General features: G+C 51.0%; 9 protein-coding genes and 1 pseudogene. 7 read left to right on the top strand and 3 right to left on the bottom strand.

The genetic code is table 11. From position 1 onward, the window contains the following. The first annotated feature begins 3 nt into the window (after positions 1–3). The 7 genes from ACU52_RS04200 (at position 4) to ACU52_RS04170 (ending at position 11067) form a co-directional block, all read left to right on the top strand. A complete protein-coding gene (locus tag ACU52_RS04200) occupies positions 4–6555 on the top strand; it encodes a hypothetical protein (protein ID WP_053397887.1) in 6552 nt (2183 codons plus the stop codon). A gap of 129 nt (positions 6556–6684) precedes the next feature. Continuing rightward, entirely contained in the window at positions 6685–6918 is a 234-nt protein-coding gene (locus ACU52_RS04195; RefSeq protein ID WP_007562474.1) for a hypothetical protein, read from the top strand. Positions 6919–7293: 375 nt separating this feature from the next. Next, complete coding sequence (locus tag ACU52_RS04190; protein WP_007562471.1) at positions 7294–8595, top strand: reverse transcriptase domain-containing protein; 1302 nt, start codon at positions 7294–7296, stop codon at positions 8593–8595. Beyond that, on the top strand, positions 8592–9077 hold the full coding sequence (locus ACU52_RS04185) for a DUF4376 domain-containing protein (protein ID WP_007562469.1): 486 nt from the start codon (positions 8592–8594) through the stop codon (positions 9075–9077). The genes ACU52_RS04190 and ACU52_RS04185 overlap by 4 nt, the downstream gene beginning before the upstream one ends. A 185-nt stretch (positions 9078–9262) precedes the next feature. Next, on the top strand, positions 9263–9505 hold the full coding sequence (locus tag ACU52_RS04180) for a hypothetical protein (RefSeq protein ID WP_007562467.1): 243 nt from the start codon (positions 9263–9265) through the stop codon (positions 9503–9505). Between the two features lie 66 nt (positions 9506–9571). Beyond that, on the top strand, positions 9572–10210 hold the full coding sequence (locus tag ACU52_RS04175; RefSeq protein ID WP_007562465.1) for a thymidylate synthase: 639 nt from the start codon (positions 9572–9574) through the stop codon (positions 10208–10210). After that, positions 10207–11067: a DNA adenine methylase gene (locus tag ACU52_RS04170; protein WP_007562461.1), complete on the top strand. Its 861-nt coding sequence runs from the start codon at positions 10207–10209 to the stop codon at positions 11065–11067. The genes ACU52_RS04175 and ACU52_RS04170 overlap by 4 nt, the downstream gene beginning before the upstream one ends. Positions 11068–11176: 109 nt before the next feature. Here ACU52_RS04170 and ACU52_RS04165 read toward each other — a convergent pair whose 3' ends face one another. The 3 genes and pseudogenes from ACU52_RS04165 to ACU52_RS04155 form a co-directional block, all read right to left on the bottom strand. Beyond that, positions 11177–11677, bottom strand: coding sequence for a hypothetical protein (locus ACU52_RS04165; protein WP_053397886.1), 501 nt, complete (start codon positions 11675–11677; stop codon positions 11177–11179). A 36-nt stretch (positions 11678–11713) separates the two neighbouring features. Beyond that, positions 11714–12205, bottom strand: a pseudogene (locus ACU52_RS04160) (hypothetical protein); the annotation flags it as partial. Between the two features lie 397 nt (positions 12206–12602). Then, on the bottom strand, positions 12603–16976 hold the full coding sequence (locus ACU52_RS04155; protein ID WP_053397884.1) for a two-component regulator propeller domain-containing protein: 4374 nt from the start codon (positions 16974–16976) through the stop codon (positions 12603–12605). Positions 16977–17209 lie beyond the last annotated feature (233 nt).

Here is a 17209-nt window from a genome sequence, read left to right as displayed (position 1 = left end):
ATTATGGCAAAAAGGAAAATAAGCGGAATCATCAACGCGACCGAGCATCCGATGAATCTTGAAACACCATGGAATCAGAAACAGCCGGACGGCACCTATCATGCCTATGCAGGCGATGACATCGAAGCGTTCCTGAAGAAGGAACTGTCAAACCGTACCCCTACCGAGGAACTGGTGAGCGGCGAGACGAAACCTCCTACATCCGGAACGGTGTTCGATGCGATGGTGGGTACGGTGACGGACGTGGATGTGCAGGACAGCGAGGACGGCACCCAGTACGTGATGACCGTCAAGCAGAAGGACAACCAGGGCGGCGAGAGCTCGAAGGAAGTGCGCTTTTCCAAGTACACGGACGATGACAAGGTGGTGGTGAACATCGACCTGACGGACAGCGGCGGTGCGGGACTTCCCGCCTCGCAGTATCTGGCACTGGGCAGCGGCTTTGTGGTGAAATACTCCGTAGGTGTGGGCACTGCCGGTGGCGGTACGGTGGACGGCTACAGCGACCTGAAAGCCCGTGTAATCGTGAAACGCGGTTCGACCGTCATCAGTGAGTTCCGGGATGCGGAGTTTGTGGGCGTTACAGCCGGACAGAGCTATACCTTTGACGCTTCGCCCTATCTGAAGGATGCCACTGCCTATACCGTACAGGTGGAAGCGCAGGCAACTTACCAGGACGGCACGCTGATGAAGACGGCCACGGCCAAGGTGACCATGGTGGCCATGGAGCTGGAGACCACCTACTCGGCGGGCAACGGGCTGGCCGACGGGGGATATAAAAATGACGTGAACATCCCCTTTACTGCCAAGGGCACGAGCGGTGAGAAGAACATCTACTACCGCGTGAACGGCGGACAGGCCTTTACCCTCGGTCTTTCGGCCGGCAGCGGTGTGCAGCAGAAGAACGTGACCATCCCCCTGACACAGATGCAGGAGGGTACGAACGTGGTGGAAGCCTACGCGCAGCATGAGAACTCCGGTGTGGTGAGCCGGGTGCATTACATTACGCTGCTGAAGGCAGGCGGAGGTGTGACAGCGTATGCCGGCCTGATGTTCAGCCACCGGGCAGCGGGGTTCCAGCGTGACTGGAAACACCCGGTGCTGGAGGCAGAGCAGTTCACGGCATGGAACTTCACGTATGCCGGCTATGACCGCGATGCGTACACGGCCCGTGTGAAAGTGACCGACCGGGGCAGCGTGGTGAAGGAAGACCTGCTGCAACGCGGTGAGACCGGCAGCTACGGACGGACGAACGTGAACGTGGAACCGTTGGACTACCGTGTGTCATGCGGCGATGCCGTGCTTGAGGTGCAGGTGAACACCACATCGCACCCGGACATTGAAGCCACGCTGGCACCGGATGCCGTGTGTACGTTTGACGCCTTCGGGCGAAGCAACACGGAAAACAACCCGGCAAGCTGGGTGAGCGGTGACAAGCGTATGGAGTTCCGGGACGTGCTGTGGAGCGTGAACGAATATGGTGCCGGTAGCGGCTGGCACAAGGACCGCCTGCTGCTGGCCGGTGGTGCAGGTATGACCCTGACCGCTGACGGCGGTTACCGCCCCTTCAACGAGGCGGACAAGCCCGAGGGATTTGCCATCCGTGACGTGGGCATGACGCTGGAGATAGAATACAGCACGGCCAACGTGACGGATACGGATGCCGAGCTGATCACCTGCCTGGGGCAGCTGGACAACGGCAACCGGTACGGGCTGATTGTGACTCCGGAAGAGGCCAAGTTCCTGACCGGTGTGGTGACCGAGGCGATGGATGCCGGACAGATGCTGCGCTATGAAGACTCGGTGGGTACCAAGTTCCAGCCGGGTACGAATATCCGCATTACCTACGTGTTCTATCCGAACGTGCAGACCAACGAACAGCGCACGCTGATCGGTTTCTATGTGAACGGTGAAGAGTCGGCTGCTTCCAAGTGGCTCGACAAGGTGAATTTTGACATTCAGAGCCAGTTGGAATTTAAGTCGGCGGGTGCCGACCTGAACGTGAAGAGCGTGCGTATCTATAACAAGGCGCTGACCTCGGACGAGGTGCTGAACAACTACATCGTGGACCGCAACCACCTGGAGGATGCCGACGGGGAACCGGGCGTGCGCTCACTGGATGAGGACAACCGCGTGCTGAATGAAGGAGATACGGTGAGCATGGAGAAGCTGATGGGGCTGATGAAGAAGCGCCGGAACTCGATCCTGGTACTGATAGGCACGGGCAGCGTGGGCAGTGAGGTTCCGAGCGACAGCGACACGCTGAACGTGGTGGATGCACTGGCCCAGCTGAACGACAAGAAGGCCAACAAACTGGTAAGGGAGGTCCGTTTCTATAACGGAGAGGACAGGACGCTTGACTTTATCCTTACCAACGTATATGTCCGTATTCAGGGTACTTCTTCCGTGAACTATGCCAGAAAGAACTTCCGTTTCTACTTCCAGAAGACGGCAAGCGGCTGGACGGTTACATTGAGCTACGGGGAGATTGACGGAAACGGCAGGCAGAAGAATCCGGTGGTAACTACCGGCAAAAAAAATCTCTTCAAGTTACGCAGGAACTCGGTAGGCGCGAAGCTGGCATGTTCCAAATGCGACTTCTCGGACTCGTCCATGACCACCAATACCGGAGGTGCGAAGCTTATCAATGACGGACTGAAAGAGATGGGGCTGCTTACGCCTGCCCAGCGTTACGCCAAAGACCATGGGCTGAAGGACGATTACCGTTCGGCCATCGACGGCCTGCCGTGCGACCTGTTCGTAGCGAAGAGTGCCGACGAAGACCTGACCTATTACGGCCAGTACAACATGAACAACGAGAAGAGCGACAGCTACCCCATCTTCGGGCAGGATGAGACCATCGGCGGCGAGAAATGGGGCGAGGGCGACACGCTGAACTACCTGGAAGCCGACGAGGAAGGACACAAGCAGTACCTGCCCGTCTGCTTCGAGACGCTGAACAACTCCAATCCGCTGTGCCTGTTCCACTGGTTGCCGAGTACCGAACCGGAGCATAAGGATTTCATGGACTACAACTTTGACGGAGGACTGGAATTTAATCATCCGAAAGATACCTTCTGGTCGGACGGAGGCGGTGACGCGGAGGAAGAACCGAACCTGAAAGACCACCTCGGTACCGGTGACAAGTACGACAAGATGTACAAGGCCACCGACCGCATGATGAGTTTCGTCTACCGGTGCGTAAAGGAAACGCCTGCGGGCAGGAACATGGTTTACAGCACGGAATCCCATTCGTTCGAGGGGGTGGACTATGAGGACGACGGCGACAAGTTCCCTACCGCCAAGTGGCAGAGCGATACGTTCAGGAAAGAGGCATCGAAGTATTTCGACCTTCCCCACCTGATTGCCTACTATCTGTACGTGCAGTTCAACCTCGGCGTGGACCAGCTTGCGAAGAACATGCTTATCCGCACATGGGACGGTGTGAAATGGTTGATTGACTATTATGACGGCGACTGCCAGCTCGGTTCTGACAACAAGTCGTTCCTGACCGGGAAGTATGACGACAACCGCCAGACGAAGCGCGACGGGGCTTATGTGATGCAGGGTCATAACTCGTGGCTGTGGAACCTCATCGTGGCCAATTGCTGGGACATGATTGTGGAGATTATGGTGAGCGGATGGAACGGGGGCGCAAGCTTCATGAGTGCTTTCAGTATCCAGAAAGCCATTGACCATTTCGATACCGAACAGATGAAGAAGTGGTGCTCGCGCCTCTATAACAAGTCCGGCATCTTCAAATACATCTATCCGTTCCTGAACGAAATGCCGGTGGGTGCGGACGGAGCCAAACAGACCTATCCGCAAATCTACGGTCTGAAGGGTTCGTTGAAAGCACACCGAAACTACTTCATCCAACGCCGGTATGACCTGAAGCAGGTGGAGTACGGCTATGTATCCACGCTGGGTGCCCAGTTCTACCAGAGTACGGCATCGCTGGACAAGGCCTACACGCTGAAACCGATGCAGTACCGTCTGACCATTCCGTACCGTGTGCAGCTTTCCACCAGCAACGGCGTGCAGGCCGACAGCGGCGTGGTGGATGCGGACGTGCTCCACTCGTTGCAGCTGACCCGTGCCTTCGGTGAAAATGACCCGTTGAAGATCATCGGTGCGGCGAAAGTCAAGGAACTGGTTTGGCATGAGGATGCGTTCGCAATCGGCTTCAACTTCGGTCTGCTGACCTCACTGGTAAAACTCGACATGAGCGTGGAGAAAGCCAGCGGTTACCGGAATGGCTCGTTCATGGCTTCGACGAACGGCATGCTGCTTCTGGAAGAAGTGAACATGCGGAACAACCGGCTGGCCCGGAACGGGGACAACGGCAATGTGGCCACTTTGGACTTGAGCTGGCAGGGCCGCCTGAAGAAACTGGACGTGAGGGGTACGGGGCTGACCCGTGTGAAACTGGCCACCGGTGCGCCCGTTGTGCAGTTATGCCTGCCGGACACGATTGAGGAACTGTTCCTGGAATATCTGACCAAGCTGTCCGACAGTGGCCTGATACTGGAAGGCATCAATAATGTGCGGGGCTACCGCTACACCAACTGCCCCGGCATCGACGGGTTCGCTATGCTGGAACGCCTTCACCAGGCCAGACTGAACGGCAGCGGCAAGCTGGAACGCTTCGTGCTGGAGATAGACCGGGAAGACGACGGAACCCTGCTGAAGAAGTATTACGACTACGGAACGTATACGCAGACGGGTGCCGTGGATGACCGGCATTCGGGACTGAGGGGCAAGCTGACCCTGACGAAGTATCTGGCTGATGAGGAACTGGAGAAGTATGCCGCCCGTTATCCGGAACTGACCATCAAGCAGCCGCCCTATACGATGATTGAGTTTGACGACAGTGTGGCCGACGATGCCAATGTTTCGAACCTGGACAACAAGACGGGGTACAAATTCGGCAATACGTACAAAATGAGCGGGCATGTGAATGCCATCCTGTCCAAGCGCCACCGCGTATTGGCCAAGGTGACCAGGATGCCCACGAGCCGGAAGGTGGAGATAGCCGGGCAGCAGGTGGAAGTGAACAACCCGGACGGGGAGATGACCTATTTCCCCCTGCATGACGAAAGCTCGAACTTCTATGCCGATGCGGAGGATATGAACGATTGCACGGTGGCGAAGCTGGACGGCAGCGAGGGAGACTGGATGATGTATGAGCCGTTTTACTGGAGCAAAGGCATCAACGATTATTTGAACAACAAGAAGTACGCCTGCTACAGCAGTTATCCGGAGGACGAAATGCCCCCGATTCCGGACGCGACGGTACTGACACTGGATGCCATCAAGGAGACACAGGGCGGCTGGCTGGGTGAACGCAAGATCATGAGCGGCAAGCCCACGCTGATGGAATCCTATACGACGGACAAGGCTTATTCCGTGTGCAAAGTGGACGTGTCGGGTTACAGACGTGTCCGCTTCCCGAGCGTTCCAGGAACAGGGCTTATCGGCAGTGTGTTTGCTGATGCGGAGGGAAACATCCTGAAGAGTATTGTGGTGCCGACCATCGGCTTGAAATTTGAAGCCGGCATGTATCTGATAGCAGACGTTCCGGAACGTGCTACAGCCCTGCATTTCTCCATTCTGAACACGGCAGAGTTTGACTGCGTGGTGCTGAGCAACAGCGACAAGATAGAGGACATGGAACCGGATTGGGTGGCCAATGAGGAACATCTGTGTGCCGTTGTGGGCAGTTCTGTAGTGGGCAGCAAGTTGCGTGCCTGCATAACCGGAGCTTCGACCACGGCAAGCATGACATGGACGGACTTCCACTATTACAGCCAGCAGCGTGGCATGCAGCAGATAGATGCCCTGATGCACAGCCGCATCGCGAACCTGAGCTATGCAAAGTACGGGCGTAGGGACATACAGGAACAATGCGGTGCCGGTCAGCATAACAATAACCGGACAACGGGTGGAACGGCCGACCATGGAATGACAGACACCATCGGCTATGACGAAGCGTATGTCATCAACAACAAAATCACGAATTCGCTGATTGACGGCTTGGTGCATCAGTATGCCTGGTATAAGAGCCGGGACGAATACGGACAGGCGACCGTGGTGCAGGTGAACAATATCTGCTGCCTGGGCTACGAGGACATCTACGGCAACAAGTATGACATGATGGACGGCGTGGATCTGCCGAATGACAGCGGCAACCAGGGCAAATGGCGCATCTGGATGCCTGACGGCAGTATCCGTATGGTACAGGGCAAGAAGGACAGCGGTCAGTGGATTACAGGCGTGGCGCACGGCAAGTATATGGACATGGTTCCGGTAGGTAATTTGAACGGATCATCTTCCACCTACTATACCGACATGTACTGGATAAGCACCGCTACAGTCCGTGTGGTCTATCGCGGGTACAACTATGCGAATGCGAGTGGCGGTGTGTCGCATGCGAATGCGAATAACGATGCTTCGAATACGGATGCGTATGTCGGCTCGCGTCTGGCCTTCCGCGGCAAAATCGTCCGGGCGCAAAGCGTGGCAGCGTACAAGGCGATACGCGAGGTGGCGTAAGCGCAAAGCGCCAAAGCGTGGAGCGAAGCGACTAAAACGAAAGAACGGGATTCGGATGGTTTCCGAATTCCATTTAAAAGGTATTCAAATACCGGCGAAGCCGGTCGAAAAAATAGAATTTTGAGGTATATGAAAAAGATTATCGCATTTTTAAAAATGAGTAACCGTTACAAGCATCTTATCGGTGGTTTGATGGTAGGTCTATTGGGATTTACTCCTTGGACGGCCTTTTATGCTGCGGCCATTGCAGCTTCCTGTCTGGAACTGAAAGATACTCTTCGGGGAAGTCCTTGGGACTGGATTGATTGGGGGCTCACCGTCGCGGGTGGCAGTATATCCGTTTTATTTTGGATGATAGTGTAATTCGTTTATCTGTTTTGCCTGTTAAATCAGTAACTTTGCAAGCGGTAGAGTTCCCCAATAGTCCGTGTGGTCTATCGCGGGTACAACAATGCGAATGCGAATGGCGGTGTGTCGAATGCGAATGCGAATAACGATGCTTCGAATACGAATGCGAATGTCGGCTCGCGTCTGGAAATCTAACAAATCGGCGTACAGCAGCGGGGACGTGTCCCCGAAGCGGTGCCGAGGGGAGCAAGCCACAGCAACAGCACCAGAAAAGGTGGAAAGCTGAAAAATCACGCGTCGGGTGGAGTTTGGTAGGCTGTTATCAGTTCGAAGAAGTCAGACCCGGGGAAAGGAAGGCCCTCATCTTCCATGTTTATTAACCAATAGCTTATGCGCAGGGAAGGATATATTATCGAGGAAATCATCGAATACTCCAATATGTCGGAGGCATTCGATTCGGTACTTCGCGGAACCGATCGTAAGAGGTCAAGGCAGGGACGATTCCTGCTTGCCCATAGGGAGAAGATTATCACCGAACTGACGGCTTCCATTGCGGACGGCTCATTCCGGCTGGGCGGCTACCATGAGAGGGAAATTGAAGAATACGGTAAAAAACGTATTTTGCAGATCCTGTCCATGAAAGACCGCATCGCTGTGTTTGCCATCATGAATGTGGTGGACCGCCACCTGCAAAAACGTTATATCCGGACAACCGGTGCAAGCATCAAAAGGCGCGGTACTCATGACCTGATGAACTGCATACGTACCGATTTGCAAAAAAATCCGGAAGGCACGCTTTACGCATACAAATTTGACATCCGGAGGTTTTATGACAATGCGCGGCAGGACTTTGTTATGTGGTGCTTCCGGAGGGTGTTCAAGGACAAAAGGCTGTTGGTCTTGTTGGAGCGGTTTGTTAAGCTGCTGCCGGAAGGTATCAGTTTCGGACTGCGCAGTTCACAAGGGGCAGGAAATCTGCTTCTGTCTGTATTTTTAGACCACTATCTGAAGGATAAGTACGGGGTTCGTTATTACTATCGCTATTGCGATGACGGACTGGTACTCGGTAAAACGAAAGCGGAATTGTGGAAGATTCGTGATGCTGTTCACGGGCAAATGGGAAAAATAGACTTGGAAATAAAGCCGAATGAACGGGTGTTCCCTGTGGAAGAAGGCATTGATTTCCTTGGCTATGTTATCCGTCCCGACTATGTAAGATTGCGGAAACGCATCAAACAGAAGTTTGCCCGGAAAATGCACGAGGTAAAATCGAGAAAAAGACGGCGGGAACTGATTGCCAGTTTCTACGGCATGACGAAGCACGCCGACTGTAATAAGTTGTTTAAAAAATTAACAGGCAAAGAAATGAGAAGTTTTAAAGACTTGAATGTCGCTTACAAGCCGGAAGACGGTAAAAAGCGATTCCCCGGAGTGGTGGTAAGCATCCGGGAACTGGTAAACTTACCCATTGTAGTGAAGGACTTTGAGACCGGTATCAAAACCGAGCAGGGAGAAGACCGCTGTATTGTGGCCATCGAAGTGAACGGCGAGGCAAAGAAGTTCTTCACCAACAGCGAGGAAATGAAGAATATTCTCGCACAAGTAAAGGAAATGCCGGATGGTTTCCCGTTTGAAACGACCATCAAGACAGAGACATTCGGCAAAGGTAGAACCAAATACGTGTTTACATGAGAAGAGTTGAAGGAAGTTCCGGGGTTTCGCTGATGGAATGCACGAACCCGGTTAAAGACAAATGGCGCATCCGATGGGATGTGCAGGAAAAAGAGAACGGCTCTGCCTCCTACATGGAAGAGGAGTTCGGGCATAAGCCTACTGATGAGGAAATCCACACATTGGTTATGTCCTGGTATAACAGCCAGACTGATGCGGCTATCCTATCCGGATTCGCCTATAATGGTGCCCATGTATGGCTTTCTGTGGAGAACCAGTACAACTATAAGGCAGCATACGATTTGGCCGTTCAGACGGGCGGAGAAACCCTGCCAGTGACGTTTAAGTTTGGTTCGGATGAACAACCGGAATACCATACTTTTACTCAGTTAGAAGAACTGAAAGATTTCTATACAAAAGCAGTAGGATTCATTCAGACAGTTCTGGCTGAAGGCTGGGAAAAAAAGGACAAGTTCAATTTGGAATTATATCGGATTGAGTGATTGACAATCCCTTCGGGGGAGGGATAAAAAAAGCCCCCGGCCTGTTAATATAGACGCCAATCATTTATTAACACAAAACGCCACGAGAGTGCGCGACCGGGGGCAATGCCCTCTGCCGCACTCTCGTGGCGTTTTTACGCATTAAATAAATGATTGGCATTGCAAAAGTACAAAAATGATTGGATATGACATTGTTTGAAGCACTTAAATTTAACAGAGAACCGCTTGAAATGCTTATAAGTTTGGGCGGCAAGCAGGATGACCTTCGATTCATAGACTTATATACGGAGTATGAGGTCATGAAAAAACAAGGTGAAAAGACCACTTATGCAGTGGCGTTTTTGGCAAATAAATATTCGGTAAGCGAACGTAAGGTGTATGATGTTATCAAACGGTTTGGAAAGCACTGCACGCTCGGTGCAGTGTGATTGATGTGCCGGGGATGCCTTGTGTTGTCCGGTAGAGCTACCTTTGTACAACCAAAAATAAAGCTCATGAATAAGTATTACCAGACATTAGACAAGATACTCCAAACGGGCAAAATCCAGACCAATAGGAAAGGGCGTATCAAGTATCTATTAAACGAAAGGCTCATGCTAACCCCCGCTGATTTACTTGACATATTTGAAAGCCACGGGATAGCCAGGAAAAAGCTGAAAGAGGAATTGAAACTGTTTATGCAAGGAGTCCGGGATGTGGAAAAATACAAAGAGGCAGGGATTACCTGGTGGGATTATTGCGGCCATACCCTTGTAAACAGCTATCCAACTTACTTTGAAAAGCTTCCACCCCTCATAACCAGGATTAACCGGGAAAAGCGCAACAGCAAGAATTATGTCCTGTTTCTTGGAGAAACCGGGGTGGAAAGCAACCAGGCACCCTGCCTGAGTCTTGTGCAGTTCCAAATTGATGAGGGAGAATTGGTGCTATCTGCATATCAGCGTAGTTCTGATGCGAACCTTGGGCTTCCGGCTGATATTTATCATCTTTATCTGATGGCAAGGCAGGTGGAGCTTCCCCTGAAGTCCATAACCCTTGACCTTGGAAATGTGCATATATATGAAAATAACATTGACCGGACTCTGGAACTGTTATCCGGAGTTGAAAACATTAAATTTGACTTGAACGTATGAAGAATATGAATTTATCTGCACCACTGCCATTTGTAGGCCAAAAAAGAATGTTTGCTAAAGAGTTTATTAAAGTTTTGGAACAGTTCCCTGAAGATACCGTGTTTGTGGACTTGTTTGGCGGTTCCGGACTTCTTTCGCATATAGCCAAAAGAAGCAAGCCCGATGCTACTGTTGTCTACAATGACTTCGACAACTACCGGTTCAGACTGAAAAATATCCCACAGACAAATAAACTGCTTGCCGATATTAGGGAGCTGGTGGGTAATTCGATACCCAAACATAAACCAATTAAAGGGGAACTTAGAGAACGCATTTTTAAACGTATCGAGGAAGAAGAACTAAATGTTGGGTACGTGGATTTTATAACCTTATCATCCTCACTTATGTTCTCCATGAAGTATAAATTGTCTGTAGCCGAAATGCGCAAGGAAGTCCTTTATAACAACATTCGCAAGACCGGTTATCCGGAGTCTTCTGACTACTTAAAAGGGCTTGAAATTGTATCATGCGACTACAAAGCAGTATTCAACCAATATAAGGATGTTCCCGGAGTCGTCTTTTTAATTGATCCGCCTTATCTTTCCACTGATGTTGGTACGTACAATATGTATTGGCGCTTGTCTGATTATTTGGATGTTTTAAAGATACTCGAAAAGCATTCCTTCGTTTATTTCACATCCAATAAATCCTCCATACTTGAACTGTGTGAATGGATTGGAGCAAACAAAACCATTGGCAATCCTTTTGAGGGTTGTACAAAAAAGGAATTCAATGCCCACATGAATTATTCTGCCGAATATACAGACATGATGCTGTATAAGAAACAGGAAAAATTAGTTCATAAAACAGCTGCTTAGCACTGAACAAAGATACAATTTTTCAAGTAGAAGGCCAAACTTTTGAGCCTTATTTTAATGCCGTTATAAAGCCATTTTTTATGAAATTATAAAGCCGAAACAGAGGTCATTACAAAACTTTTGTTTCGGCTTTTTGAGTGTTGCGCGCTTTCCTTTTTTGAACGCTTCGTTTTGTCCTTTTCCCTGAAAATCGAACGCTTCGTTTCGGATTCTGCGGAAATTTGGATTTGCGGATTATATATTCTTCATAACTGCACCATTTGTGATTACATAAAAAATATTTTTTTATAGTTGTTGTGTCATTAGATGCAATAACATATATTGTGTCATTTTTTTTGCGTACATACACAAACGGATTTAATGCAACTTTTCCCATTCCTTCCATCTTTAATTCATTGAATGTTTGATACTTTTCAAAAGAACTTAATTCAAAATATTTTTTATCAAGATTATTTGTAAAAGAATTTTTGTTTCTTTTTTCACTTTTTATATTGACGTTTTGGCTACAAGCATCAAATTTGTTTCTTTTTTCACTTTTTATATTGACGTTTTGACTACAAGCATCAAAAAAAATGGAAAGAAACATTATTAGTATAATATTTATTTTCATATATAATTATCTAAGTGGTTAAAGTTTGGATCCTAATTCCATTCCGTTGTACGGCACCCCAAATGTAGCATAATTTTCTTTGATTGCCTGCAGTTGTTGACTATATTTAACATCATAGTCCACATTTACCGCGTCAGCCTCGCTGCCGGCGTACTCTATGCGCCTCGGATCTGCGCCGTAGGATGCGAAATCACCGAGTTTTGATACGATGCGCTGTGAGCCTATATAGATGTGCTTAGTGTAGCGTCCGCCCTGGTTGGCCACGAGATAAGGACTCACGTAGAGTGAGAACCTGGCCGTGTTGGTGCGTCCGCCGGCAAACTCTGAGTTCACATATACCTGTTCGCTCTCTCCGCTGGTCTTCACTGTGCGCTCGCCGTCAGCGTCATACCAGTAGTTGGTCACGAATCCGTCGTCGTCAGAGGCCAGCAGATGGTTCTCCTCGTCCCATTTCAGCTTGCGCTCATGGGCTTTCTCGTCTGTTGTTCCGTCTTTCTTTGTGTGTCCGGTGTTGACGTAAACGAGGTTTCTCCTTCGCGTTGAAGAGGTAAGTCGTATTCCAGATGTTATTCCGCTCTTCAATGAACACTTCGCCGTCCACATCGTCATCGTTGTCCGTTCCGTTGTACGGCACTCCAAATATATGAAAAAAAACTGTAATTTTATTCTTTTAAAGCAAAAAAATGTACTTTTATCATAGAGGATTTGCTGTCGTAGCGATGTTATTGCAATATTGGAAAGAAAGCTAGTTTTGTCGTGCTGTCTGTTTATATATAATCAACGTGCCTTCCGTCCATTCCGGTTGATACAAACGAATGGGACGGAAGGCAGGCTGATGCAGAGTGCTGTTTAGTGCAATTCCTTAGCTTGCTTTTAAGTCTTATTTCGTGCCATAGCTTTATTTCGTGCCGTAGTTCCGGCTATGCTATTGCTGCTGCGCCTGACGCTTTTCGGCTCTGTATTCCTTTGGCGTCATGTCATATTTCTTGCGGAAGCACTTGCCGAAGTAGCCGGCGTCGCGGAAGCCCACAGAGTAGGCTATCTCTGTTATGCTGTCGTCGGTTGTCTCTATGAGGCGTGCAGCCTTGGTCAGCCTTATCTCCTTTACAAGGTCTACCGGGGCAAAGCCCGTCAGGCTCTTCAGCTTCTTGAAGAAGGCAGAGCGGCTAAGACCTATCGTGCCGGCTATGGTGTCGATGTTGAAGTCGTTAGAGTTGAGGTTCTCCTCAATAATCTCATGAATCTTGTGTACAAACTCGATGTCCTTCTTCACGAGGTGCTGTTCGTAAGAGTCGTTGGCTGCCTCGGCCGTGCTCTCCACGGTGGTCTGCACCACCATCTTGCGCTGGAAGATGCGCTGCTCCTCGAGCAGCTGGTTTATTCTGGCCATGAGGTGACTGCTGCTGAAGGGCTTTGTTATAAAGGCGTTGGCTCCGCTCTTTATGGATGTCAGCTTGTCTTCCTCGGTGTTCTTTGCCGTGAGCACGATGACGGGTATGTGACTGATGTTGAAGTCTTGTCTTACGTTGCGCAGCAGCTCCATGCCGTCCATGCCCGGCATCATGAGGTCGGTTATTATTATGTCGGGGTGGTGCTGATAAATCTTCTTCAGTCCTTCCTCGCCGTCGTGCGCCGTAAACACGTTGTATTTGTTGCTTCGCAGCTGCAGCTGCAGCATGCGGCACATGTCGATGTTGTCCTCTATGAGCATTATCGTAGGCAGGTCGTCCTGCGGCTCTTCCGCTTTCTGCTCCTGCGTGTCCTGTTCTGCTTCGGCCTCGTCAGCTGTCTTGCTGCCAGCAGTGTTGTCGTCGAAGTAGACCTCGATGTCTTTCTCGTCGAAGTGTTCGCGGCCTGTAGGCAGTTCTACAGAGAACACCACACCCTTGCCTCCGTCGATGTTTTCGGCCCATATGCGTCCGTGGTGCATGTTGACATACTCTCTCGACAGCGAAAGGCCGATGCCCGTGCCGGCGTAGGCGTTGTCGTCAGACGTCTTGTTGCTTGCCTGCGAGAAGCGCTCGAATATCACCTCGAGCTGCGACTTTGGTATGCCCACTCCGTCGTCTTCAACCCTTATCGTGCACATGTGCCTGTCGTAGTCGTGTTCGAGCGCTATGCATATCTTGCCTCCCTCGCCGGTGTACTTGAAGGCGTTGCTCAGCAGGTTGTTGAGCACTATGGCTATCTTTTCGGCGTCGCACCATGCCGTAACGTGTTCTTCAGCCTTGTCGAACACGAAGGCTATGTCGCGCTCTTCGGCATGCATCCTGAACTCCTGCATGAGCTGCTCTATCATGCTGTTGAGGTCGACATACGACACGTGCATCTTCATCTTGCCGTTCTGAATCTTGCGGAAGTCGAGTATCTGGTTTACCAGCTGCAGCATCTTGCGCGCGTTGCGGTCGATGAGGCTTATATACTCCTTGCCCGTAGGGCTCAGCTTCTCGGTGTTCTTCAGTTCCTCTATCGGCCCCTTTATGAGCGACAGCGGCGTGCGCAGCTCATGGCTGACGTTGGTGAAGAAGCGTATCTTCAGTTCGGCCAGACGGTCGTTGATATACACCTCGTTGCGCATCTTTATCATGTACATCACGAGGCGCAGCGCACCGTAGAGAGCCAGCAGCGCCAGCAGGGTGTATATGGTGTAAGCCCACCATGTGGCCCACCACGGCGGACTGATGATTATCTCGATGACGCGTTCGGGCGAGTTGTTGTCGTTGACCTTAACCCTGAACTTATAGTGGCCCGGCGGCACGTTGGCATACGACGCTATGCGGTTGGTGCCGCTGTTGTGCCATTCGTCTTCGTATCCGTCGAGTATGTAGGTGTAGGGTATAAGGCTGTTGTCGGCGTAGTATGGTGCCGAGAACTCAATGGTGAATGTCGACTGGTCGTGGTCGAGCACAATCTTGTCAGCATACTTCAGCGAGCCTTCGAATATCGGCGGGTTGAAGTCCCACAGCTCGCGGTTAACCACCTTGAAGTTGGTTATGAAGGTGGGGTATCGGGCGTCGTTGTCGTTTCTTACTGCCTCAGGGTCGAACGACAGCAGGCCCTGGCGGCTGCCTATCAGAATGGTGCCGTTGTGCAGGCATATCGATGTGTTGTCCTCGATGTTCACCTCGGGGAAGCCCGCAAACCTGTCGTAGCTCTTCAGGTAAGACGAGCCCTGCTTCATGCTTGCCAGTCCGTTCTCGGTGCATATCCACAGGCAGTGGCTCTTGTCCTCGACGATAGACGATATTACGTCGCCGCCCTGCTTCTCGTTTATCATGTATGTCTTCAGCACGGGCTGGCGGTTCTTCTCGTCGTAATATTCTATCTTGTTGAGGCCGCTGCCGAATATGCCCATCCAGATATATCCCTTGTGGTCTTTATACATCGTGAAGATGTCGTTGTCGGTTATTCCCGACTTGTGGCTTTCGCGGTAGGTCTCAAACTTTATGTCAGACGGCTTGCTGAACTTTCCGTCGAACGACATCAGTCCGTCTGTTGTGCCCACCCACATGCGTCCGTTGCGGTCTTCTGTTATGGAGCGCACGTCTGTGTATAGCTCGTAGCGCGGATACTGCCTGAATCCGTTGCGCTTGTTTCTGAATATTATTCTGCCGCCGCGTTCCTCTATGAGGTTCAGTCCGCCGTAGAAGGTGCACACCCATATGCGCCCGCGGCTGTCCTGATAGGTGTAATACACGCGGTTGCTGCTCAGCGAGTTGCGGTCGCCCCGCTTGTTGGTATACCGTGTTATGCGCAGTCCCTGCGGCGCCATGGCGTCGGGCGTGGCCTTTATCAGTCCGGCGCCCTTTGTAGAGAACCAGTAGTTGCCCTTCTTGTCTTCCATTATGTGGTAGACTGGGCCTATCTCGTTGCTGCCGAACTTTCGCTTTATGTTCCTGGTCTTCAGGTCCATGCAGAACAGCTCGCCCTTGCGCGTGCCTATCCAGAGGTCGCCGTTGCGTGCCTGATATACGGCACGTATGCCGTTGTTGTCGCTGTCGTTGTCGGTTATGAGCATCTGCGGGAACATAAACCTGAAGTTGTATCGCGGGAAGCACACCTTGTAGACACCGCTGCTGGTGGACGACAGCCATAGGATGCCGTTTGCGTCGATGTCGATGTCAAAGAAGTGAGGCTCCGACGTGTAGTTGCTGAAGTCTTTCTGCCGGTTGATGTTCTGCACCATCCTTGTCTGATGGTTGTAGCGCCACACCTCGCCGTTGCGCATCAGTATGAACAGGCCGTTGGCGCCTGTGTCTCTGAACTTCATCTCGGCAAACAGGCTGTCTGTGGGCATGGTGAACGTCTGCGACGTGGCTGTCTTGGGGTCGTGGCATATAAGCAGGCCCCTGCCGGAGCACAGCCACAGCTTGTTATATTTGTCGGTGAACGACTGCGTGATGCCCGATGCCTGCGATGTTATGAGCCTCGGTGCCGAGCCTCTGGCAAAGGAGTAGAGCCCGTCTTTCGTGGTGAAGTACACCTTGCCGTCGATGATGTTTATGCTCGACACGGCCGACTGCATCCCCCTGAAGGCATATTGGTCGGTGTGACCGTTGGCGGTGTTGATGATATACAGGATGCCGCGTGCAGTACCGATGCACAGATACTGCTTCTTTTTCTTGAAGCAAGTTATGTCTCTGTCCTTTATCCTGCCCAGCAGCGGGGCGCTGTTTTTCTTCGTAACGATGTTGAGCACCAGACTCCTGCTTATCCAGTAGACATAGCGGCTGTTTTCGCCCAGGATGTTGGTCTTCAGTTTCATTGTGGCAGGGTCGATGTGGCGCCGCGAGTCGAATATCTTTCTCACCTCAATCTTCTTCTCCTCGTTGACGTATGCCTCAAACACGTCCTTGTTGCGCGTCAGCAGCATTATGTGGCCGTTGTCCATGGCCTGTATCTTTATCACCTGCACGTTGCGCGACTGCTTTTTCAGTTCGTTGTATATGTCGTGGTAGGTTTCGTCATACTTGTTGAACATATACAGATGGTTGTCCGTGTTGCGTATCCACAGATATCCGTTCTTGTCGCCTATGATGTTGCGCACCTTGCGCGGCGGCATGTCCGACCTGTGGTTGGTGCGTGTTATGAAGGGCGTGAACGTAGTGCCGTCGAACGAGCACAGGCCGTGCCATGTGCCGAACCACACAAAGCCGTCGCCGTCTTTCTGCGCGCAGTACACCGTGTTGCTTGGCAGTCCGCTCTCCTTGGTGTAGTGCTCCACTATCATGTCAGGCTGGGCCGCGGCGACAGCGGGTAATAACGTTATCAGCAATATAAGGCGCAACAGGGATTTCATCTTTATATGGTGTTAATTTTTTTGATTCTGTAAGTTGTTTAGAGATTAACAAAATGTAAGGTGATAGTCAGCCGGCGCCGTGATGCAGGCATCCGTGTCCAATGGCGCCAGACTGCCGTATATAGCTCGTATAAACTTGTCTTGCAAAGATAATAACAAAAAAACATCTGTGCAAGAATTAAGTGATGAAAATGTCTGTGTGTCAGATTATTGGTGAGCGGCGTAAATTCTGT

Source organism: Xylanibacter rarus (assembly GCF_001275135.1).
Lineage (GTDB): Bacteria > Bacteroidota > Bacteroidia > Bacteroidales > Bacteroidaceae > Prevotella > Prevotella rara.
The sequence above is the reverse complement of the archived record's forward strand: the minus strand, read 5'-3'. Positions and strand labels throughout refer to the sequence as shown.